Raw genomic sequence first — 23,074 nt, 5'->3', positions numbered from 1 at the left:
ATCTGGGTTAAACAAAAGCCCAAAATAAATTTGGGCTTTATTCTATTTATTCTTGTGTTTCTTCATCTGATGAATCAATATCTGTGCCATTTTCAACATCAGAAATTTCTCCATTTTCATCTAAAACTATTTCTTCGTCTTCTCGAAGCACTTTGGTAACTGCAGCAATAGAATCATTTCCTTTAATGTTAATTAGTCGAACTCCTTGCGTTGCTCTTCCCATTACTCGTAAATCAGAAACCATCATTCTAATAGTTAATCCTGATTTGTTGATAATCATTAAATCATCAGCATCGGTTACATTATTAATAGCAATTAAAGCTCCTGTTTTCTCAGTAATATTAAGAGTTTTTACACCTTTACCTCCACGATTCGTAATTCTGTATACATCTTCTCCATCATCATCTACTAATTTAGTACGTTTTCCATAACCATTTTCAGTAACCACCAAGATTTGAGATTCTGTTACATCGTTTTTATCAATTGAAACCATTCCAATTACTTCGTCTTTTTCATCGGCTAAAGTAATACCTCTAACTCCTGAAGCAGTTCTTCCCATTGGACGTGTTTTCTCTTCTTCAAAACGAACTAATTTACCAGACTTAACTGCCAATAACACTTGACTGTTTCCTGTAGTTAATTTTGCTTCGATTAATTCATCATCTTCTTTAATGGTAATAGCATTAATTCCGTTTTGACGTGGACGTGAATATTGTTCTAAAGGTGTTTTCTTAACTTGACCTTGTTTCGTAGCCATAATTACATAGTGACTATTGATATAATCTTGGTCTTTTAAGTCTTGAGTGCAGATAAATGCTTTTACTTTATCATCTTGCTCGATATTGATTAAGTTTTGGATAGCACGACCTTTACTTGTTTTGGTTCCTTCTGGAATTTCGTAAACACGCATCCAATAACACTTACCTTTTTGCGTGAAATACATTAAATATTGGTGATTTGTTGCCACAAATAAATGCTCCAAGAAATCTTGATCTCTAGTTCCAGCCGATTTTTGTCCAACACCTCCTCTGTTTTGAGTTTTGTATTCCGATAATGACGTACGTTTGATATAACCCGCATGAGAAATCGTAATTACAACACTTTCATCAGCAATTAAATCCTCGATACTAACGTCTCCACCAGAATATTCAATTTGCGAACGACGCTCATCTCCATATTTATCTCTAATTTCTGTTAATTCGTCTTTAATTACTTGCATTCTCATTTCTTTGCTTGCCAATAATTCTTTCAAATACGTAATCAATTTCATGATTTCTTCGTATTCAGCACGTAATTTATCTTGTTCAAGACCTGTTAATTGTCTCAAACGCATTTCTACGATTGCACGTGCTTGAATTTCTGATAATTTGAAACGTTCAATTAATTTCGTTCTAGCTTCATCACCATCTTTAGAAGCTCTAATGATTTTGATTACTTCATCAATATTATCAGAAGCAATGATTAAACCTTCTAAAATATGAGCTCTTTCTTCTGCTTTTCTTAAATCATATTGCGCTCTACGAACTACAACATCATGACGGTGTTCAACGAAATGATAAATCAAATCTTTAAGATTCAACATTTGTGGACGCCCTTTTACCAACGCAATGTTATTTACACTGAACGAAGATTGTAATTGTGTATATTTATAAAGTGTATTTAAAACTACATTTGGAACTGCATCACGTTTTAATTCATATACCACACGCATTCCATTTCTATCCGATTCGTCTCGAATATTTGAAATACCTTCGATTTTTTTATCATTAACTAAATCAGCCGTTTTCTTAATCATTTCGGCTTTATTTACTTGATATGGAATCTCGGTAACAATAATCGCTTCTCTTCCATTTACTTCTTCAAAACCAACTTTTGCACGCATAACAATACGCCCTCTACCTGTTTTGAAAGCTTCTCTTACTCCTTCGTAACCATAGATAATTCCTCCTGTTGGAAAATCTGGTGCTTTTATATAATTGATTAATTCATCAATTTCGATATCATTATTATCAATATAAGCTAATGTACCATCAATAACTTCCGTTAAGTTATGAGGCGCCATATTAGTTGCCATACCTACCGCAATACCAGAAGCTCCATTAATTAATAAAGTAGGAACTTTAGTTGGCATAACAGTTGGTTCTTGCAACGTATCATCAAAGTTTAATTGAAAATCGACTGTTTCTTTGTCAATGTCTGCCAACATTTCTTCCGAAATCTTTTTCATTCTGGCTTCAGTATAACGCATTGCTGCTGGACTATCACCATCGACAGAACCAAAATTACCTTGACCATCTACCATTAAGTAACGTAAGCTCCATTCCTGAGCCATACGCACCATTGCATCATATACTGAAGTGTCACCATGTGGGTGATATTTACCTAAAACTTCTCCAACAATTCTTGCCGATTTTTTATGGGCTCTGTTCGAAAGAACTCCTAATTCATACATTCCGTATAAAACTCTACGGTGTACAGGTTTTAAACCATCTCTAACATCAGGAAGTGCACGCGACACAATAACAGACATCGAATAATCGATGTAAGCTGACTTCATTTCTTCCTCAATGTTAATAGGAATTAACTTTTCTCCTTCTGACATAAGTATTTATATTAAAATTATGATTATTACTAAAACGTGCCAATATACGGCTTTTTGAACTTTTACAACAAATTTTTAGAGACTTATTTAGACATTTTATTAACAATTTTGTTTACAAATTGCTTATAAATCAAAGTCTTTTTTCTTTTATTTTACATTTATTTTTTGTCATTTAGCAACATAGTATGTTTATTAGGTATAGTTTTTGCTTTTACCTATACAATTTTGTACTTTTACTAATATTATAAATGCAGTATGGACGATAATTTTTCACCAAGAGTAAAAGATGTAATTTCCTTTAGTAAAGAAGAAGCTTTACGTTTAGGTCACGATTTCATTGGCACTGAGCATCTAATGCTAGGCATTCTTCGTGATGGAAATGGTAAAGCAATAAATATTTTAAATAATTTGGCTGTAGATTTATCTCACTTAAGAAAAAAAGTAGAAATATTAAGTCCTGCCAATCCTAACGGAATTCAAAATATTGAAAAGAAAAATTTACATTTAACAAGACAAGCCGAACGCGCTTTAAAAACTACTTTTTTAGAAGCCAAACTATTCAATAATTCTGAAATTAGTACCGCTCACCTATTATTATGTATTTTACGTAATGAAAATGATCCTACTACCAAATTAATGAATAAAATTAAAATTGATTACGAAACCGTTAAAGAACAATATACAGCCATGATGACAAACGAAGACGATTACTTAGAAAATTTGCCAAAAGCTGAATCTTTTAATGATGATTCAGGACAAGATGACAGCCTAAAAGATAGCGGTTTTAACAATCCTCCTTCTGGAAATAAAACGAATAAAAAATCTAAAACACCTGTTTTGGATAATTTTGGTCGTGATTTAACCGAAATGGCAGAAGAAGGGAAACTAGACCCAGTTGTGGGACGTGAGAAAGAAATCGAACGTGTTTCTCAAATTTTAAGCCGTAGAAAGAAAAACAACCCGCTTTTAATTGGGGAACCTGGAGTTGGAAAATCGGCTATTGCTGAAGGTTTAGCTTTGCGAATCATTAAAAAGAAAGTATCTCGTAATTTATTCAACAAACGTGTGGTTACACTTGATTTAGCAAGTTTAGTTGCAGGAACAAAATACCGCGGACAATTCGAAGAAAGAATGAAAGCGGTAATGAATGAATTAGAGAAAAATGATGATATCATTTTATTCATTGATGAAATTCACACTATTGTAGGTGCTGGTGGTGCTACAGGTTCGCTTGATGCCTCTAACATGTTTAAACCAGCTTTAGCAAGAGGTGAAATTCAATGTGTTGGAGCTACAACATTGGACGAATATCGTCAATATATTGAAAAAGATGGTGCTTTGGAAAGACGTTTCCAAAAAGTAATTGTAGAACCAACATCTGTTGAAGAAACAATTACCATTTTAAATAACATCAAACCAAAATACGAAGACCATCATAACGTTTTATACACACCAGAAGCAATTGAAGCTTGTGTTAAATTGACAAATCGTTACATGACCGATCGTTTTCTTCCAGATAAAGCTATTGATGCTTTAGACGAAGCAGGTTCTCGTGTCCACATTATTAATATTGATGTTCCAAAGCAAATTTTGGAATTAGAACGTCAATTGGAAGAAGTGCGCGAACTGAAAAATACGGTCGTTAAAAAGCAGAAATATGAGGAAGCTGCTAAACTTCGTGATGATGAAAAACGCATCGAAAAAGATTTAGCTATTGCTCAAGAACAATGGGAAGAAGATTCTAAAAACAATAAAGTTACCGTTACAGAAGACAACGTTGCTGATGTAGTTTCTATGATGACTGGAATTCCTGTAAATCGTATTGCTCAAACTGAAAGTAATAAGTTAGCTCACTTGCCTGAACTAATTAAAGGTAAGGTAATTGGGCAAGACGAAGCAGTGTTAAAAATTGCAAAATCTATTCAAAGAAATCGTGCTGGTTTAAAAGATCCAAACAAGCCAATTGGTTCGTTTATTTTCTTAGGTCAAACAGGTGTTGGAAAAACACAATTAGCAAAAGTTATTGCAAAAGAACTGTTTGATTCTGAAGATGCTTTGGTTCGAATTGACATGAGTGAATACATGGAAAAATTCGCTATTTCTCGTTTAGTTGGAGCGCCTCCAGGATACGTTGGTTACGAAGAAGGTGGTCAATTAACAGAAAAAGTTAGAAGAAAACCATATTGCGTGGTACTTCTAGATGAGATTGAAAAAGCACATCCAGATGTTTTCAATATGATGCTTCAAGTTTTGGATGACGGACATTTAACGGATAGCTTAGGTCGTAAAATCGATTTTAGAAATACGATTATTATCATGACTTCTAACGTTGGAGCTCGTCAATTGAAAGACTTTGGAACCGGTGTTGGATTTGGAACAGCTTCAAAACAAGCACAAACAGAAGAACATTCAAAGGGAATTATCGAAAACGCTTTGAAAAAAGCTTTTGCTCCTGAGTTTTTAAACAGAATTGATGATGTAATTGTTTTCAATGCTCTAGAAAAAGAAGATATTGATAAAATTATTGATATCGAAATGGATAAATTATATTTAAGAGTTAAAGATTTAGGTTATACATTAAAGCTTTCTGAAGCAGCCAAAGATTACATTGCTGAAAAAGGTTTTGATAAGCAATTTGGAGCGCGTCCGTTAAAAAGAGCCATTCAAAAATATGTTGAAGATGCTCTAGCTGAAGAGATTATTACTCAAAAAATTCATGAAGGCGATCAAATTTTCATGGACTTAGATGAAACAGCTCAAGAACTCAAAATAGAAATTAAAAAATTAGAAGAACCAAGCTCATAGCTTGGTTTTTTTATTTTATGCAATTTTAAAATTATATTAAAAAAAATACTACATTAGATTCTTAATTTATTCGTTTAAAAATGTTAGACAAAGTTATTGTAGGTAGCGAAGAATGGTGTTCCTTCCCTACTTTAGGAATCCCAACAATTAAAGCACGTGTTGATTCTGGTGCAAAAACATCAGCATTACATGCTATCAATATTGTTACGTTTGAAAAAGATAGTGAGAGTTGGGTTAAATTTGACATCAACCCAATTCAAAATAATGCAAAAGCAGTAATTCATTGTGAAGCTCCTTTAATTGATAAAAGAGTCGTTAAAAGTTCGAGCGGTTTTAGAGAACAACGTTATGTAATCAAAACCAAACTTGAGATTGGTGGAAAAACTTGGGAAATCGAGGTTACTCTTACCAACCGTGATTCTATGGGTTTCCGAATGTTATTAGGTCGTGAAGCGATGTCGGGACGTGTTTTAGTTGACCCTGAACAACGTTATTTGTTGGGTCAACCTACAACCGAAAAACTAAAAGAATATTATTACGCTTCTAATGAATCTAAAAAAGGTTTAAAAATTGGTTTATTAGCAAGTAATCCAGAATTATATAGCAACAAACGAATTTTAGAAGCAGGCGAATTAAGAGGTCATGAAATGCATTTCTTAAATTTGAAATACTGCTACATGAAATTAGACGCAACAAAACCTGAAATTCATTACCGTGGAGGAAAAGTTCTAAACGATTTTGATGCCGTAATTCCAAGAATTCGTCCTAGTATGACGTATTATGGTTGTGCCTTAACGCGTCAATTTGAAGCTTTAAAAGTATTTGCTTTAAATAACGCTTCTGCTATTACACAATCGAGAGATAAACTGTTTTCACTACAATTATTATTAAACAACGGAGTTGATATTCCAACGACTGGATTTGCCAATTCGCCTTTAGATACTGACGATTTGATTAAAATGGTGGGTGGTTCACCTTTAATTGTAAAATTACTAGAAGGAACACAAGGAAAAGGTGTCGTTTTGGCAGAAACCAAAAAAGCGGCAGAATCCGTTATCAACGCATTCAAGAGTTTAAACGCTAATATTTTAGTTCAAGAATTCATTAAAGAAGCGAATGGTAAAGATTTGAGACTCTTTGTTGTAGATGGAAAAGTAGTAGCCGCTATGCAACGTGAAGCCGCTCCAGGAGAATTCAGAGCTAATATTCATATGGGCGGAACTGCTTCTGTAGTAAAAATTACTTCTGATGAAAAGAGAATTGCTATTAAAGCAGCAAAAGCTATGAATTTAAAAGTAGCTGGAGTTGATATTATTCGTTCGTCAAAAGGACCTTTATTATTAGAAGTAAATTCATCTCCTGGTTTAGAAGGAATTGAAGGTGCAACTCAAAAAGACATTGCAGGCGAAATGATTAAAGCAATTGAGAAAAACTTTAAATGGAAATAATATGAAAAAGCAATATACAGTTCCGTTGGTTTTATTCCTTTTAGGGATGGCGATTACAATAATTGGTTCTTTATTTAAAATTACGCATTGGCCTGGAGCTAACTTTATGTTAACCATTGGAATGATAACCGAAGCTATTGCTTTAATTACATTAATAGTTGTTTTACTTAAAAACACAAAATGAACAAAAACCGATTAGAAGCCTTTAGCGATGGCGTTTTAGCTATTATAATCACTATCATGGTTTTGGAATTTAAAGTACCTAATGATACTACCTTTGAAGCCGTTACTAAATTATCGCATAAGTTTCTAAGTTATATATTAAGTTTTATATATGTCGGAATTTATTGGAACAACCACCATCACTTAATTCATTCACTGAAAAATGTAAATGGGAAAATACTTTGGGCAAACTTACATTTACTGTTTTGGTTATCCTTGATTCCCTTTACAACAGCTTGGATTGGAGAACATCATTTTGCCTCTTTCCCAATGATGTTATACGAAATTGTATTATTGATGAATGCTTTCGCCTACTTTATTCTACAACGATTAATTTTAATTGACCACGGAAAAGATTCAGCTCTTTCAAATGCTATCGGAAAAGATTACAAAGGAAAATTATCGGTAGTTTTATATTTGATTGCTGTTTTTCTAACGAAATATTCAGTTGAAATCTCTGGAGCGATTTACATTTTAGTGGCTTTAATTTGGTTAATTCCCGACAAAAGAATTGAACGCACTTTTAACGAAAACAAATAATTATGTATTTAATTAGTAAAATACTCATTGCAACTATAGCTTTATTTCATCTATATTTTTTATGGTTGGAAATGTTTGCTTGGACCACAAAAGCTAAAAAAGTATTCCGAACTATTCCCGAAGATTTATTCGAAAAAACAAAAGTTTTAGCAGCTAATCAAGGATTATATAACGGCTTTTTGTCAGCTGGGTTAATTTGGTCACTATTTATTTCAAACAAAATGTGGAGCATAAATGTAGCTATATTCTTTTTAAGTTGTGTAACAATAGCTGGAATTTATGGTGCTTATTCTGCTTCTAAAAAAATATTTTTTATTCAAGCACTTCCTGCAATTATCACAATTTTAACTCTTATATTTTAATTCAATGAAAAAATTAATCGCTTTTTTTGTATTTATCTTTTTAATTTTTACTCCACAAGAAGCTTCTGCTCAAAAATTAGATTGCAAAAAATTTAAAAACGGAACATTCAAATTAGTAGACAAAACTACTGGAACAACATACATCATTAAACGAAAAGGAACCATTCAAACTGAAGAAATCGAAGGAGCTGAATCTAAGTATTCTTTCCAAGTTGATTGGATTGACGATTGCAGTTACATGTTAAAAGCAACTGAAGAAACTTTAAAACGAAATGCCGATTTTAAATATTTAATTAAAGTAGAAATTGTCGAAACCAAAGAAAAATCATACGTGATGCGAGCAACAATTCCTGATATTAAAGCTTTTTCAATGGAAAGTGAATTGTTTCTTTTAGAATAAAAAAAAAACGCTATTGTTATCCAATAGCATTTTTTTTATCTTAATCTTCCATTTCAATTTGAAAACTATTCAAAAAAGAAACCGATTTTTCAATATCGTAATGTAAAATTCTATCTTCTGACACAAATGAAACTTCTTCTCTATATGATTTCACAAAACTTTCAATAAATGCACTCGATTGTAAAGGTCTTCTGAATTCTAAGGCTTGAGAACCGTTTAATAACTCAATGGCTAAAATGCGCTCAATATTTTCAACTATTCTTAATGTTTTTGTTGCTGCGTTTGCTCCCATACTCACGTGATCTTCTTGTCCGTTTGACGAAACAATACTATCAATGCTTGCTGGAGTTGCTAATTGTTTGTTTTGACTAGCGATACTTGCCGCTGTATATTGTGGAATCATAAAACCTGAATTCAATCCTGGATCGTTCACTAAAAACGCTGGTAAACCTCTTAATCCAGAAATCAATTGATAGGTTCTTCTTTCCGAAATACTTCCTAATTCTGATAACGCTATTCCTAAGAAATCTAAAGCTAATGCCAATGGTTGTCCGTGGAAATTTCCACCTGAAATAATCAAATCTTCTCCAACAAAAATATTTGGATTATCTGTAACAGAGTTGATTTCAGTACGGAATACTTTCTTTACATAATCAATAGTATCTTTTGAAGCACCATGCACTTGTGGAATACAACGGAATGAATATGGATCTTGTACATGAACTTTTGGTTGCGCAATGATTTCGCTATCTTCTAATAAATCTCTAAAATGTTCAGCCGTTTGAATTTGTCCTTTGTGTGGGCGAACTAAGTGAATCAAATCAGTAAATGGTTCTAATCTTCCATCAAAACCTTCTAATGAAACTGCTCCGATTACATCGGCTAAATAAGACAATTTTTGCGATTTTATTAAGCAATAAACTCCATAAGCACTCATGAATTGCGTTCCATTCAATAAAGCTAAACCTTCTTTTGATTGTAAAACGATTGGTTCCCAACCAAATTTCTCTAATACTTTAGCTGAAGGCTGTCTGAAACCATCTAAATACACTTCGCCTTCTCCTAATAATGGCAACGATAAATGCGCTAACGGAGCTAAATCGCCCGAAGCTCCTAATGAACCTTGCGTATAAATTACGGGTAAAATATCATTGTTATAAAAATCAATCAAACGTTGCACGGTTACTAACTGAACACCAGAATGTCCATAACTTAACGATTGAATTTTAAGCAACAACATGATTTTTACAATTTCATGAGGCACTTCTTCACCCGTTCCGCAAGCGTGAGATTTCACAAGGTTTTCTTGAAGCTTTGATAAGTTTTCATTCGAAATCTTTACATTACATAATGAACCAAAACCAGTGTTAATACCGTAAATTGGATCAGAATTCGATTGCATCTTATCATCTAGATACTTTCGGCATTTTTCAATGTTAACAACAGCTTCTTCTGAAAGAGCTAATGTTTTACCTTGAAATACAACTTCGTTAATAGTTTCTATTGATAATAAATCTGAACTTATATAATGTATGGTTTCCATGTCAAAAATTTAAAGTCCAAAATTCCGCAAACAATTGTTAAAATGCAAGATTTATTATCAATATTAACAAAAAATAAATATTGCTTACTATTTATACCAATTCTAATGCTATTTTTAAGATTTTTCAATAAATTAGCAGTCTTAAAATATTCAACACTAAATCATGAAAAATACAGCGTTAACGCACATTCACGAAAGTTTAGGAGCTAAAATGGTTCCGTTTGCAGGATACAATATGCCTGTGCAATATGAAGGAGTAAATGCAGAACACGAAATCGTTAGAAATGGCGTTGGTGTTTTCGACGTTTCTCACATGGGAGAATTTTTCTTAAAAGGAGAAAATGCGTTGGCTTTAATTCAGAAAGTAACTTCAAATGACGCTTCTAAATTAGTTGATGGAAAAGCACAATATTCTTGTTTACCAAATAACGAAGGCGGAATTGTTGACGATTTAATCGTTTATAAAATTGCTGACAATCATTATATGTTAGTTGTGAATGCTTCAAACATTGAAAAAGATTGGAATTGGATTTCTTCACACAATGATTTAGGTGTAGATATGCAAAATCTTTCTGAAGGATATTCTTTATTAGCAATTCAAGGACCAAAAGCTGCAGAGGCTATGCAATCCTTAACTTCTATCGATTTAACTAATATGGGATATTACACATTCCAAATTGGTGAATTTGCTGGAAAAAGCGATGTAATTGTTTCTGCTACAGGTTATACAGGTTCGGGTGGATTTGAAATTTATTTTAAAAACGAAGATGCAGAATACATTTGGAACAAAGTTTTTGAAGCTGGAGCAGCCTTCGGAATTAAACCAATTGGATTAGCAGCACGTGATACGTTACGTTTAGAAATGGGATTCTGTTTATACGGTAACGATATCAACGATACAACTTCTCCATTAGAAGCTGGTTTAGGATGGATTACAAAATTCGACAAAGAATTCACGAATTCAGAAAACTTAAAGAAACAAAAAGAAGCGGGTGTTTCTCGTAAATTAGTTGGTTTCGAAATGGTAGAAAGAGGAATTCCTCGTCACGATTACGAAATTGCTGATGCTAATGGAAATGTAGTCGGAATTGTAACTTCTGGAACGCAATCACCTTCTATGGGAATTGCTATCGGAATGGGTTATGTTCCAACAGAATTGTCAACGCCAGATTCTGAAATTTATATCAGAATTAGAAATAAAGACATCAAAGCAAAAGTGGTTAAAATGCCATTTTATAAAAAATAGTCACGCTTGTTGATGAATAAAATTTTATATTTCATAGTGCTTTTTCAGTGTGGACTTTATGCCCAAAACGCTGGAAAAGCCTGTGAAAAAATAAAAAAAATAAATTCTCTACTTAAAGTAAATCATTATAAAATGAAGCCAATAGACGATAGTTTATCGGCAAATGTTTATGATGCTTTTTTTGAAATCTTAGACCAAGACAAAAACTTTTTCACAATTGCTGAAGAAAAAAAACTAAGTCGTCATAAATTTAAAATAGACAACTATATTGCTGCAAAAGATTGTTCATTCTTAGATGAAATTGCACTTACTTACAAAAATGCATTACAACGAAATTTAGCAATGATTGAAGCTTTAGAAAAGCAAAACATTGTTTATAATACAAAAGATACTTTATTTTTTATCAGTAAAAATAGACAGTATATCAAAAACGAAGAGCGAATGAAAAATTTTATTCGTAAAAGTGTTACTTATGATATTCTAATTGATATTGCAGAGCAAAGTAAAAACAAAGATTCTCTAGTAAATAATTTTGATAAAATTGCCGAAACATCAAAAACAAAAATTTTTGAAAACAAAAAATGTATTCTAAATAGCCTTATAAAAGATGATTCTTCATTTTATGATTCTTTTTATGACAGTTTTTTATTAGCCTATTCCAGTTATTTTGATCCACATACCTCCTATTTTAACTATTCTGAAAAAGAAAGTTTTATGTCGACTGTAACAGCTAGTAGTAGTTCTGTGGGAATTAATTTTGAATTTGATGATAATGAAAATTTATTAGTTGCCGAAATTATTCCAGGCAGCCCAGCTTTTGAATATGGAAAAATCGATAGCGGAGACCAGCTTTTAAAAATTAAACACGACAAAGACGATTTTGCCATTAGTTGTGCAACTATCGATAAAGTTTCTGAGTTAATTTCTTCAGATAATTATACTATTTTAGAATTTACGTTCAGAAAAAAAACAGGCGATATTTTTAATGCGAAGCTCGAAAAAAAGATAATGAAAACTGAGGAAAATTTAGCCTATAGCTTCATTGTTGAAAACAAAGCTAAAGTTGGTTATATAAAAATTCCAAGTTTTTATAGTGATGAAGAAGGAAGCAATAATCTATCAAATGATGTTGCTAGAGAAATCATCAAACTTCAAGAAGATAAAGTTGACGGAATCATCATCGATTTAGACAATAATGGTGGCGGAAGCATTACCGAAGCCATAAAAATGGTTGGAATGTTTATTGATATTGGTCCAGTTGCTTTAGTTCATGATAAATATAACAACATTGAAACACTAAAAGATTTTAATCGTGGAGTGGTTTATAGTGGTCCAATAGTGGTTATTGTAAACGGATTTTCTGCTTCGGCAAGTGAATTTTTTGCAAATGCGATTCAAGATTACAATAGAGGAATAATTATTGGAAATGAAACGTATGGAAAAGCTTCAACACAAAGTATAATTCCATTTGAAGATTCGTATGAAAATAAGGATTTCATCAAAATTACAGGACAAAAGTTTTACAGAATTACAGGAAAAAGTCATCAAAACACTGGATTAATTCCTGATGTAAAACTTCCGTTATTGTTTGAAAATTTCATGCCAAAAGAATCGCAATACAAACAAGTTTTAGCAAACGATAGTATTGTTCCAAAATTGAGTTTTAAAAAACACACCAACAACTTTGAGCCTATCATTCAAAAAAGTAAACATCGAGTGCTCGAAAGTGCATATTTTAAAGAAATTGAATCGTTAAATGGCAAATTAGAAACGTTCATTAAAGCCGAAAGAAAACCGTTACTATTAACTTTTAATACTGTTTTTGATGAGGTACATCGTTCTAATGATTTATACACAGAAACGAAAAAAATCAACGATAAGATGTTTGGTTTTTTAATTAAAAACACTTCGATTGAAGCCGAAAAAATAAAATTTGATAGCTATTTCAAAACTAATAATGCTGAAAAAATGAAAGAATTGCAGAAAAACGCTCGCGTCTTTGAAGCCATTACAATTATTTATGATTTAACACATTAGCAATATAAATCAACAGCAAATTTACACAAGATAGAAACAACATGATTAATCAATGAAACACAACTGGCGAACAATTTATTTCTTGTCATGTTCCAAATGATTAATACTTGTTCAACCGATAAAAAAGTTTAATTTTGCAAAAAATTAATTAAATAATTTCTAACAAGAAACATAGTATATAGTAATGGGAAGAGCGTTTGAATTTAGAAAAGCCCGTAAAATGAAACGTTGGTCAGCAATGGCTAAAACGTTTACACGTATAGGAAAAGATATTGTAATGGCCGTTAAAGAAGGCGGACCAAATCCTGAAACCAACTCACGTTTAAGAGCGGTAATTCAGAATGCGAAGGCTGCTAATATGCCTAAAGATAACGTAGAACGCGCTATTAAAAAAGCTTCGGATAAAGACACGGCTAACTTTAAAGAAGTGTTGTTTGAAGGTTATGCACCACACGGAATTGCGATTTTAATTGAAACCGCTACTGATAACAACAACAGAACAGTTGCTAACATTAGAAGTTACTTTAACAAATGCAACGGAACGTTTGGAACACAAGGTTCGGTTGAATTTATGTTTGATCATACATGTAATTTTAGAATTCCGGCAGAAGGACAAGATGTGGAAGAATTAGAATTAGAAATGATTGATTTTGGTGTAGAAGAAATCTTTGCTGACGAAGACGGTATTTTAATGTACGCTCCTTTTGAAAGCTTTGGAACAATTCAAAAAGAATTAGAATCTCGTGGTTTAGAAATCTTATCTTCTGGATTTGAAAGAATACCACAAATAACAAAAGAATTAACACCAGACCAAGTAGCGGATGTTGAAAAACTATTAGAAAAAATTGAAGAAGACGATGACGTAATGAACGTATATCACACGATGCAAGAAAGCGCTGAGTAATTCTTTTTCTATCTTATATACGAAATCCTCGCAAGAAATTGTGAGGATTTTTTTATATATTAGCATTATAAAAAGTAATAATTTTGTGATACTATTTACAAGTTAGGCGTAATTTTAAAAAAACGAAATGTACGATTTTAGACAAACGAAAATTTTTCAATTAGACAATGTAGAATGTCTTAAAGAAGAAACTACATATAAATTTAAAGATGAATCTACAGGTAAAAAATTAATTGCAAAATTTATTTCATATTATGATGATTCAGATGACGTTTATTTACTAACTGAATTCAAAAAACTTGCACTTCTTTCTGGAGAACCTGAAATTGCTACTGTTTACTACCTTGCGACCGGTAAGACTTCAACTTCCACAAAAAGCTGCTATATAATGGATTTTATTGAAGGACAATCTCTTCAAAATTTTTTAGATAACCGAGAATATATAATCTATGAAGTTCTTTTAGATTTAACATTACAATTGGCTTCTGGAATGGAAAAAGCTCACAATTTTGAAATATTTCATAGTGATTTACATAATGAGAATATTTTAATAAATGATTTTGGCTATTTAAAAATTATTGATTTTTTATGGTGGGATTATAATTTACCAAAAACAATAAACCAAAGTAAAGACCTTGATGATTTTAAGAGAATAGTTGGTGAATTTTATTCAAAATGTAAAGAATCAGACAAAAAAAGGTTTGAAATTATTTATAATTATTGCCAATCTATCAAAACATTTAAAGGTTTAAAAAAAGAAATTGAATTGTTTGATGAAATTAGTTTTGACCTATCATTGATTAATGACAAATCTTTAAATGTATTATCAAATCTTTTCAAATTAACTACTTTAAATCAGTTGCATATGGCAATTGAAAGTAAAAATCAAAAAATTCCAAATAAACATATTTCTCAACTTACTGAAAAAGAAGAAAAATATCTTGAAAACATTAAAAATGGAATAAAAATTCAATATCATGATACAAGAAGATTAAAGATTGAAACTGATTTAAAAAATCACTTTAGTCCAAAATTTTTTTCACTAAAACAAGTTGGACTTCTTGATTGGAGTTTATGGATTACAAATACGGGAAAAACTTTTGAAGGTCCATACGAATATAATTTTAGGATTTGGTTTACTTCTAAATTTTTGAAATGGAAAAAAATTGATGAATTAATGCCTTTTGTTGAAGATAACAATAAAGAGCTAGAAGAGTTGCTGTTAGAATAAAAACACCCCGATAGCACAGAATTGCATTCCGTGCCCACAAAACAAAAAACAATAAAAAATCCACACTATGGGTTGGAAAATATCATTAGTCATAATAGAAAACAACAATAAGTTTTCAAATGATGAATTACTACTTAAAAAAGCAGGATTTCGTACAATAAAGAAAGTGGATACTGTTGACTTTGAAACAGCATTAGGTACAAAAAATAAAATTTGTATTGGAAATATTAATGATAATATCGTTATCTGTGATGACTACAAATTAACCGAATACTTTTTATCAGAAAACAACAACTTAGATCTTACCGAAGGTGAAAAGAATATTTCAAGTTTGTTTCTAAATTCTGAGATTTTAGCAGTGGCTTGCCATAGTGTTAGTGACTTTCATGCATACAGTCTAATACAAAAAGGAAAGAAAACCAGATTAAAAATTGTTTCTCAAGAAGAAAAAATAGAATTTGGAGAAAAATTTGAAGAAGAAAATCTACTCTATAAAGATGCTATACAAATTGAAGATGAATTATTTTGGGATTTAGACCATACAGGAAATGAAGATGATTATTATAGCGAGCCAAATTTAATGGAGGAATTTACCTTTGGTATTACAAAAAGAAGATTAGGAGTCGAATTGAACTTGGAAGAAGCTGATGAAATTTTAAAGACCTATAATTTTCGCGTTTATGATGTAGATGATTATGTAGAAGAAATTAAAAGAAATAACGCTAAAGACAAAACTTGGGTAAGGATAGTAATATATATTATTATTTTTATAACAATACAATTAATCAATCAGTTTATGAAAAGTAAATAGAACTCAAATTCTCTAAACAAAAAAAATCCCAATCTTGCAATTGGGATTTTTTTATATATCTAAAATCAAATTACTTGATAATTTCAATTTTTAAAGCAGCTTCTTGATTTACTGAATCAAAGAAACCTTGTTCGCTCATCCAATCATCGCTAAATACTTTACTCATGTATCGTGAACCATGATCTGGGAAAATGATAACTACTTTACTATTTTCGTCAAATTCTCCTTCTTCAGCATATTGTTTCACCGCTTGAAAAGCTGCTCCAGATGTATATCCTACGAATAAACCTTCTTTCTTAGCTAATTCTCTTGTAGTGTGTGCACTTTCTTCATCTGAAACTTTGATGAATTTATCAATGATATCAAAATCGGTTGCTGTTGGAATTAAATTCTTACCTAAACCTTCAATACGGTACGGATAAATTTCATCGTTGTCAAACTCTTTTGTTTCATGGTATTTTTTTAAAACCGAACCAAAAGCATCAACTCCTAAAATTCTAATATTTGGATTTTTTTCTTTCAAAAAACGTGCGGTTCCAGAAATAGTTCCTCCAGTTCCACTACATGCAACTAAGTGCGTAATTTGTCCAGCAGTTTGTTCCCAAATTTCTGGACCAGTAGACTTGTAATGTGCATCTACATTAAGTTCATTAAAATATTGGTTAATGTAAACCGAACCTTTTGTTTCTTCGTGCAATCGTTTAGCAACATTGTAGTAAGAACGGTCGTCATCTGCTGATACGTGTGCTGGGCAAACATAAACTTTTGCACCCATAGAACGCAGCATATCAATTTTGTCTCTTGATGATTTTGAACTCACAGCTAAAATACAATCATAACCTTTGATAATGCTTACCATTGCTAAACTAAATCCAGTGTTTCCAGAAGTGGTTTCAATAATGGTATCACCAGGTTTTAGAATTCCTCTTTTTTCAGCTTCTTCAATAATGTATAATGCGATGCGGTCTTTTGTAGAATGTCCTGGATTAAAAGCTTCAACTTTTGCATAAAAATCACCAGACATGTCTGCTGTAACCTTACTTAATTTAATTAATGGCGTATTTCCAATTAATTCTAAAACATTATTATAGGCTTTTATTTCATCTTTCATAGAAGATAATATTTGTTTTTTAAATTGAATATGAGGCAGTTAACTCAAATTGAATTACTTATTCATAAAAATTAGGTTGTATAAGAAGGCTTATTTTGGCACTCCTAAAACCTTGCAAATTTAACAAAAAAAGTTTAACTACTTCTTAATTTTTTCTAAATCTAACAAAAATGCAAATTCTTTAGCTAATTCTTTAAGTGCTTCAAATCGTCCTGAAGCTCCTCCATGTCCTGCATCCATGTTAGTATCTAAGAATAATTGTTTGTCATTAGTTTTCATTACACGCAATTTTGCCACCCATTTTGCAGGTTCAAAATATTGCACTTGCGAATCGTGAAGCCCTGTAGACACATACATATTTGGATAATCTTGTTTTTTAACTTGGTCGTAAGGCGAATACGAAAGCATGTAATCATAATATACTTTTTCGTTCGGATTTCCCCATTCGTCATACTCTCCAGTTGTCAACGGAATTGTATCATCTAACATGGTGGTAACCACATCTACAAACGGAACTTGTGCAATTACTCCGTTGTATAATTCTGGTGCCATATTAACAATTGCTCCCATTAGCAAACCACCAGCCGATCCTCCTTCTGCATACAAATGTGATGCCGAAGTGTATTTTTCTGCAATAACAAATTTCGAACAGTCAATAAAATCGGTGAAAGTGTTAATTTTTTTCAAAAGTTTTCCGTTCTCATACCACTCTCTTCCTAAGTCCTCGCCTCCTCTAATGTGCGCAATCGCATAGATAAATCCTCTATCCAATAAACTCAAACGAGTGGATGAAAAATAAGGATCCATAGTAGCACCATAAGAACCATAAGCATATAACAACAATGGATTTTTACCATCTTTTTTGATTCCTTTTCTGTAGACCATAGAGATTGGCACTTTAGTTCCGTCAATTGCGGTTGCCCAAACTCTTTCTTCGATGTAATTGTTCTTGTCGAATTTTCCACCCAATACTTCTTGCTCTTTCAATACTTTTTTCTCCTGAGTTCTCATGTTGAAATCAATAACAGAAGATGGTGTTGCCATAGATTGGTAACCATAACGAAGAATTTCAGTATCAAAATCAACGTTAGTTGTAGTGTAAGCTGTATAGGTTTCACTTTCAAATGGTAAATAATACTCACCTTTTCCATTCCAAGGACGAATTTGAATTTTATTCAAACCATTTGAACGTTCTTCAACCACTAAATAATCTTTAAAAATTTCGATTCCTTCTAATAAAACATCTTTTCTGTGTCCAATTAAATCTTTCCAGTTTTCAGCAGAAGTCGCTGTTTCTGGTGTTTTCATTAATTTGAAGTTCGTTGCTTTGTCTTTATTGGTTACGATATAGAAACTATCACCATAATGCGAAATCGAATATTCTAATCCGCGTGTTCTTTTTTGGAAAATTCTAAATTCACCATTAGGATTTTTAGATTCCAAAATTTGGTACTCAGAAGTCAAAGTACTTGAAGAACCAATCACCAAATATTTTTTAGATTTTTCTTTGTAAACAAACGTGCCAAATGTATCGTCTTTTTCATGAAAAACCATGGTATCAGCCGAAGCATCAGTTCCTAAAGTATGTTTGTAAATTTTATCAGAACGTAACGTTTGAGCATCTTTACGAGTGTAAAACAACGTTTTGTTATCGCCAGCCCAAGTAGAACCTCCTGTTGTGTTTTCTAATTTCACTGGAAGAATTTCACCTGTTTCTAAGTTTTTAATTTGAATCGTATATTGTCTTCTCGAAACTAAATCCACTCCAAAAGCAGCCCATTTATTATCTTCACTAATATTTAAACCGCCTAAGTTAAAATAAGAATGTCCTTTTGCCATTTCATTGCAGTCAAACAAAATTTCTTCTTTAGCATCTAAACTGCCTTTTTTACGAGCATAAATTGGATAATCTTTACCCGTTTCATAACGTGTAATGTAGTAATATCCGTTATAAAAATAAGGAACTGAACTATCATCTTCCTTAATTCTACCTTTCATTTCTAAGAACAATTCGTCTTGTAATTGTTTGGTATGAGCCGTTGATTTTTGGTAATATTCGTTTTCTTTATTCAAATAATCAATAACTTCTGGGTTTTCTCTTTCGTTTAACCAATAATAGTTATCAATTCTTTTATCACCGTGCTTTTCTAATGTTTTTGGAACAATTTTAGCAACTGGTGGCTGTAATTTATCAGACATTTTTTTTGTTTTATTTTGACTGTGAACTGGAGCAAAAATAACACAACCTAAAAGGAAATACGTGATTTTTTTCATGAAGTTTTACAATAATTATTAACTGCTAATTTAGTATTTTTGTCGGAATAAAAAAATTAAAATTATGTTTGGAGATATTATGGGCATGATGGGTAAACTTAAAGAAACCCAACAAAAAGTAGAAGAAACAAAGAAGCGTTTAGACTTTGTTTTAATTGATGAAAAAAGTAATGATGGCTTACTAGAAGTTACTTTAACAGCTAATCGAAAAATCAAAAACATTACCGTAAGTGATGACTTACTTCAAGACAAGGAAATGCTTGAAGATTATTTAGTTAACGTTTTAAACAAAGCCATTGAAAAAGCTACAAACGTTCACGAAACAGAATTAGCTGCTGTGGCAAAAGAAGGCATGCCAAACATTCCAGGAATGGATATGTTTAAATAATTCCCATTCCTAAAGCGATTGCTACTAAAAGCAACAAAACAGCTACAAAAACTTGGAGAAATTTTAGGGTAACTTTCTTTAAAAGTTGGTTACCCAAATACGCTCCCGTAATAGCACAAAGTGTAGCCGAAATCAACAATACTTTATTTTCATACAAAGTATAAGTGGTAATTTTAGAAGCGTAAACACTCAATCGGGTAAAATCGATAAACATTGAAACTACAATTCCTGTAGCGATGAAACTTTCTTTGGATAAACCGGCTTTAATCAAAAACGCACTTCGCAAAGCCCCTTGATGCCCCGAAAGTCCACCAAAAAATCCGCTTAAAATTCCACCTAAAGGCAATTTATCTTTTCCAAATTCTAATTTACTTAAAAACGGAATCAAGTCTAAAAGGGCAAAAATCACTAATAAAATGGCAATGATGAATTTCACTGGAAAAACGTCTAATTCTTTTCCAAAAAGGGAATAACTAAACAAAGGTTCTAAATCGGAAATTTGCAACAACAACCAAGAACCCACAAAAGCGGCAATAATTGCAGGAATTCCAAATTTTAGTAAAACTTCATTATTAGCGTGTTTCCCAACCAAGAAAAACTTGAATAAATTGTTGGCAAAATGCACTAATCCACACAAACCAATCGCAATATCAACTGGAAAGAACAACATGAAAACCGGAGTCAATAAAGTTCCCAATCCAAAACCTGAGAAAAAGGTTAGAATAGCAGTTAAAAAGGCAACAATTGATATGATTATGATTTCCATAAAATTATTGTTTCAGGTTTCAAGTTTCAGGTTTAATTTTACAAATTATTCTAATTTCTTAAATCTGTGTTCCAAAAATTAAAAAGTTAGTTTAGAGAAAACTTCCATTACATATTCGTGCATGACTTCTTTATAATCCAAATGCGTTACAATTCTTAGCTTTCCATGTCCCATCGAACTAATAGCAATCCCTTTTTGTTTCAATTTTTCCATGAAAATCTTTTCATCTACAAAAGGTTGCAAACCAAAAATCAAAATATTGGTTTCCACGGGTTCCACATTGGCAACCCAAGGCATTTTTTCTAACAAACTTCCTAATTCTTTCGCTCTTCTATGGTCAATTTCTAAACGACTGATATTATTTTGTAACGCAAATAATCCAGCCGCAGCCAAATATCCCGATTGACGCATATTCCCTCCAAAAATCTTTCTAATACGCAAAGCACGATGCATATCCGCCTTACTTCCTAGCAAAACCGAACCAACTGGCGCGCCCAATCCTTTAGATAAACAAACCGAAATCGTGTCAAACAATTCGCCAAAATGCTTCGGATGTTGTTTTTTTGCTACCATAGCATTCCACAAACGCGCACCGTCTAAATGATATTTCAAATTATGGTCGATGCAAACTTGTTTAATTTCTTGTAATGGTTGTAAATCATAACAAGCGCCGCCTCCTTTATTTGTTGTATTTTCAATACTTACTAACGAAGTTAATGGGGCGTGATAAAATTCAGGATCGTTGATTCCATTTTTAACTAAATCGGCGGTAATCATTCCTCGATTTCCATCTACCAAACAACATGAAACTCCGCTATTAAATGATGCGCCACCACCTTCATAATGATAAATGTGCGAGTATTTATCACAAATTACCTGTTCGCCAGGCTGAGTATGCAACTTAATCGCTGTCTGATTTGCCATAGTTCCCGAAGGAAAAAATAAGGCAGCTTCCATTCCAAACAAATCGGCCAAAGTTTCCTCTAACTCATTGACTGTTGGGTCTTGTTTATATACATCATCACCAACTTTTGCGTTAAACATTACGTTCAACATTTCCACTGAAGGCTTGGTTACCGTATCACTCACTAAATTTATTTCCATATATCAATCAGATACCTTATTTTTGATAAAAATTTTTAGGAGCTAATTCCCGCTATCCGTTGCAATCTTTTTATTTTTTTTTAGAAAAAACAAAAAGGATTTCCACTACTATCGGGGCTAGGGCATCCCATTTCAAAACAAAACTACAATATTTATGATAAATACAGAACAAGTCAGAGATATTATTGATCGCCTTGGTGCGTTAAGGAGGTATCTTTGACATTGATGCCAAAACGATTGAAATAACTAACGAGGAAGAAAAAACCTTCGCTCCCGATTTTTGGAGCAACGCCAAAGAAGCCGAAATTATTATCCGAAACCTACGAACGAAAAAGAAATGGGTGGAAGATTATAACAAAGGATTAGAATTCTCTGAAGAACTTCAGATTATGATGGATTTTTTCAAAGAAGGCGATGTTACCGAAGAAGAAGTTGAAACACTTTACCAACAAACTTTAAATCACATTGAAGATTTAGAATTTAGAAACATGCTTTCCGATGAAGGAGATAGCATGAGTGCCGTACTGCAAATTACTGCTGGGGCTGGTGGTACCGAAAGTTGTGATTGGGCTTCTATGTTAATGCGAATGTATTTAATGTGGGGCGAAAAACAAGGCTATAAAATCAGAGAATTAAACTTTCAAGAAGGTGATGTTGCGGGAATTAAAACTGTAACCTTAGAATTCGAAGGCGATTTTGCTTTTGGCTATTTAAAAGGCGAAAACGGTGTACATCGTTTGGTGCGAATTTCTCCTTTTGATAGTAATGCGAAACGCCATACTTCATTTGCTTCAGTTTATGTATATCCTTTGGTGGATGATTCTATTGAAATTGAAATTAACCCAGCAGATATTGAAATCATTACTTCTCGTTCGAGCGGTGCTGGTGGACAAAACGTTAATAAAGTAGAAACCAAAGTACAATTATTCCACAAGCCTACGGGAATTCAAATTCAGTGTTCAGAAACGCGTTCGCAACAAGACAACCGTCAACGAGCAATGCAAATGTTGAAATCGCAGTTGTATGAAATTGAGCTAAAAAAACAACAAGCACAACGAAGCGATATCGAAGCTGGTAAGATGAAAATCGAATGGGGTTCACAAATTAGAAATTATGTGATGCATCCTTATAAATTAGTTAAAGACGTTCGTTCTGGATATGAATCCAGCGATGTTGAGGGAATTATGAACGGTGATATCGATAATTTCTTAAAAGCCTATTTAATGATGATGGGACAGAAAGAAGATAACTAAAATTTTTAAAAACTCAAAAATTATAAA

General features: G+C 32.3%; 19 protein-coding genes. 13 read left to right on the top strand and 6 right to left on the bottom strand.

Annotated elements, in window-relative coordinates; genetic code table 11:
• Window positions 1-46: 46 nt before the first annotated feature.
• Complete coding sequence (gyrA, locus tag M9Q43_RS08775; RefSeq protein WP_262318557.1) at window positions 47-2,602, bottom strand: DNA gyrase subunit A; 2,556 nt, start codon at window positions 2,600-2,602, stop codon at window positions 47-49.
• 255 nt (window positions 2,603-2,857) lie between these two features.
• Between gyrA and M9Q43_RS08770 the strand changes: the two genes are divergently transcribed.
• From M9Q43_RS08770 to M9Q43_RS08745, 6 genes are all read left to right on the top strand, one after another.
• Window positions 2,858-5,407, top strand: a complete 2,550-nt coding sequence (locus M9Q43_RS08770) for an ATP-dependent Clp protease ATP-binding subunit (protein ID WP_262318556.1) — start codon at window positions 2,858-2,860, stop codon at window positions 5,405-5,407.
• Window positions 5,408-5,487: 80 nt separating this feature from the next.
• On the top strand, window positions 5,488-6,855 hold the full coding sequence (gene rimK / locus M9Q43_RS08765; RefSeq protein ID WP_262318555.1) for a 30S ribosomal protein S6--L-glutamate ligase: 1,368 nt from the start codon (window positions 5,488-5,490) through the stop codon (window positions 6,853-6,855).
• Between the two features lies 1 nt (window position 6,856).
• Window positions 6,857-7,039: a GldL-related protein gene (locus tag M9Q43_RS08760; protein ID WP_262318554.1), complete on the top strand. Its 183-nt coding sequence runs from the start codon at window positions 6,857-6,859 to the stop codon at window positions 7,037-7,039.
• Window positions 7,036-7,617: a TMEM175 family protein gene (locus M9Q43_RS08755; RefSeq protein WP_262318553.1), complete on the top strand. Its 582-nt coding sequence runs from the start codon at window positions 7,036-7,038 to the stop codon at window positions 7,615-7,617. Before M9Q43_RS08760 ends, M9Q43_RS08755 begins: the two co-directional genes overlap by 4 nt.
• A 2-nt stretch (window positions 7,618-7,619) precedes the next feature.
• On the top strand, window positions 7,620-7,979 hold the full coding sequence (locus tag M9Q43_RS08750; protein ID WP_262318552.1) for a DUF1304 domain-containing protein: 360 nt from the start codon (window positions 7,620-7,622) through the stop codon (window positions 7,977-7,979).
• 4 nt (window positions 7,980-7,983) lie between these two features.
• Entirely contained in the window at window positions 7,984-8,379 is a 396-nt protein-coding gene (locus tag M9Q43_RS08745; protein WP_262318551.1) for a hypothetical protein, read from the top strand.
• 40 nt (window positions 8,380-8,419) lie between these two features.
• Here M9Q43_RS08745 and hutH read toward each other — a convergent pair whose 3' ends face one another.
• Complete coding sequence (gene hutH, locus M9Q43_RS08740; protein WP_262318550.1) at window positions 8,420-9,922, bottom strand: histidine ammonia-lyase; 1,503 nt, start codon at window positions 9,920-9,922, stop codon at window positions 8,420-8,422.
• Window positions 9,923-10,085: 163 nt separating this feature from the next.
• On the opposite strand from hutH, the gene gcvT reads away from it, so the two are divergent.
• The 5 genes from gcvT (at window position 10,086) to M9Q43_RS08715 (ending at window position 16,151) form a co-directional block, all read left to right on the top strand.
• Complete coding sequence (gcvT, locus tag M9Q43_RS08735) at window positions 10,086-11,168, top strand: glycine cleavage system aminomethyltransferase GcvT (RefSeq protein ID WP_262318549.1); 1,083 nt, start codon at window positions 10,086-10,088, stop codon at window positions 11,166-11,168.
• A gap of 12 nt (window positions 11,169-11,180) precedes the next feature.
• The gene (locus M9Q43_RS08730) at window positions 11,181-13,205 is read left to right on the top strand and encodes a S41 family peptidase (protein WP_262318548.1); all 2,025 of its coding nucleotides are present in this window, start codon (window positions 11,181-11,183) and stop codon (window positions 13,203-13,205) included.
• A 184-nt stretch (window positions 13,206-13,389) separates the two neighbouring features.
• A complete protein-coding gene (locus M9Q43_RS08725; protein ID WP_262318547.1) occupies window positions 13,390-14,109 on the top strand; it encodes a YebC/PmpR family DNA-binding transcriptional regulator in 720 nt (239 codons plus the stop codon).
• A 127-nt stretch (window positions 14,110-14,236) separates the two neighbouring features.
• Complete coding sequence (locus M9Q43_RS08720) at window positions 14,237-15,340, top strand: protein kinase domain-containing protein (RefSeq protein ID WP_262318546.1); 1,104 nt, start codon at window positions 14,237-14,239, stop codon at window positions 15,338-15,340.
• Between the two features lie 67 nt (window positions 15,341-15,407).
• The gene (locus M9Q43_RS08715) at window positions 15,408-16,151 is read left to right on the top strand and encodes a hypothetical protein (protein WP_262318545.1); all 744 of its coding nucleotides are present in this window, start codon (window positions 15,408-15,410) and stop codon (window positions 16,149-16,151) included.
• A 70-nt stretch (window positions 16,152-16,221) separates the two neighbouring features.
• Here the strand turns inward: M9Q43_RS08715 and M9Q43_RS08710 are convergent, their stop codons facing one another.
• Both M9Q43_RS08710 and M9Q43_RS08705 read right to left on the bottom strand, forming a co-directional pair.
• Window positions 16,222-17,262 carry a PLP-dependent cysteine synthase family protein gene (locus M9Q43_RS08710; RefSeq protein ID WP_262318544.1) on the bottom strand — a complete coding sequence of 347 codons (1,041 nt, stop codon included), beginning with the start codon at window positions 17,260-17,262 and terminating at the stop codon, window positions 16,222-16,224.
• Between the two features lie 138 nt (window positions 17,263-17,400).
• The gene (locus M9Q43_RS08705) at window positions 17,401-19,536 is read right to left on the bottom strand and encodes a S9 family peptidase (protein ID WP_408611250.1); all 2,136 of its coding nucleotides are present in this window, start codon (window positions 19,534-19,536) and stop codon (window positions 17,401-17,403) included.
• A 64-nt stretch (window positions 19,537-19,600) separates the two neighbouring features.
• Here M9Q43_RS08705 and M9Q43_RS08700 point away from each other — a divergent pair, with 64 nt between their 5' ends.
• Complete coding sequence (locus M9Q43_RS08700; RefSeq protein WP_262318543.1) at window positions 19,601-19,924, top strand: YbaB/EbfC family nucleoid-associated protein; 324 nt, start codon at window positions 19,601-19,603, stop codon at window positions 19,922-19,924.
• Here the strand turns inward: M9Q43_RS08700 and M9Q43_RS08695 are convergent.
• On the bottom strand, window positions 19,917-20,690 hold the full coding sequence (locus M9Q43_RS08695; RefSeq protein WP_262318542.1) for a sulfite exporter TauE/SafE family protein: 774 nt from the start codon (window positions 20,688-20,690) through the stop codon (window positions 19,917-19,919). The two genes, M9Q43_RS08700 and M9Q43_RS08695, sit on opposite strands and share 8 nt — an antisense overlap.
• A gap of 78 nt (window positions 20,691-20,768) precedes the next feature.
• The gene (locus M9Q43_RS08690) at window positions 20,769-21,794 is read right to left on the bottom strand and encodes a threonine aldolase family protein (RefSeq protein ID WP_262318541.1); all 1,026 of its coding nucleotides are present in this window, start codon (window positions 21,792-21,794) and stop codon (window positions 20,769-20,771) included.
• 154 nt (window positions 21,795-21,948) lie between these two features.
• On the opposite strand from M9Q43_RS08690, the gene prfB reads away from it, so the two are divergent.
• A protein-coding gene (prfB, locus tag M9Q43_RS08685) for a peptide chain release factor 2 (RefSeq protein ID WP_262318540.1) occupies window positions 21,949-23,047 on the top strand; the annotation gives its coding sequence in 2 pieces (ribosomal slippage) (window positions 21,949-22,011 and window positions 22,013-23,047; 1,098 coding nt in all).
• Window positions 23,048-23,074: the final 27 nt, after the last annotated feature.

It is taken from the genome of Flavobacterium odoriferum (assembly GCF_025499515.1).
In the GTDB taxonomy this organism is placed as follows: domain Bacteria; phylum Bacteroidota; class Bacteroidia; order Flavobacteriales; family Flavobacteriaceae; genus Flavobacterium; species Flavobacterium odoriferum.
The sequence above is the reverse complement of the archived record's forward strand: the minus strand, read 5'-3'. Positions and strand labels throughout refer to the sequence as shown.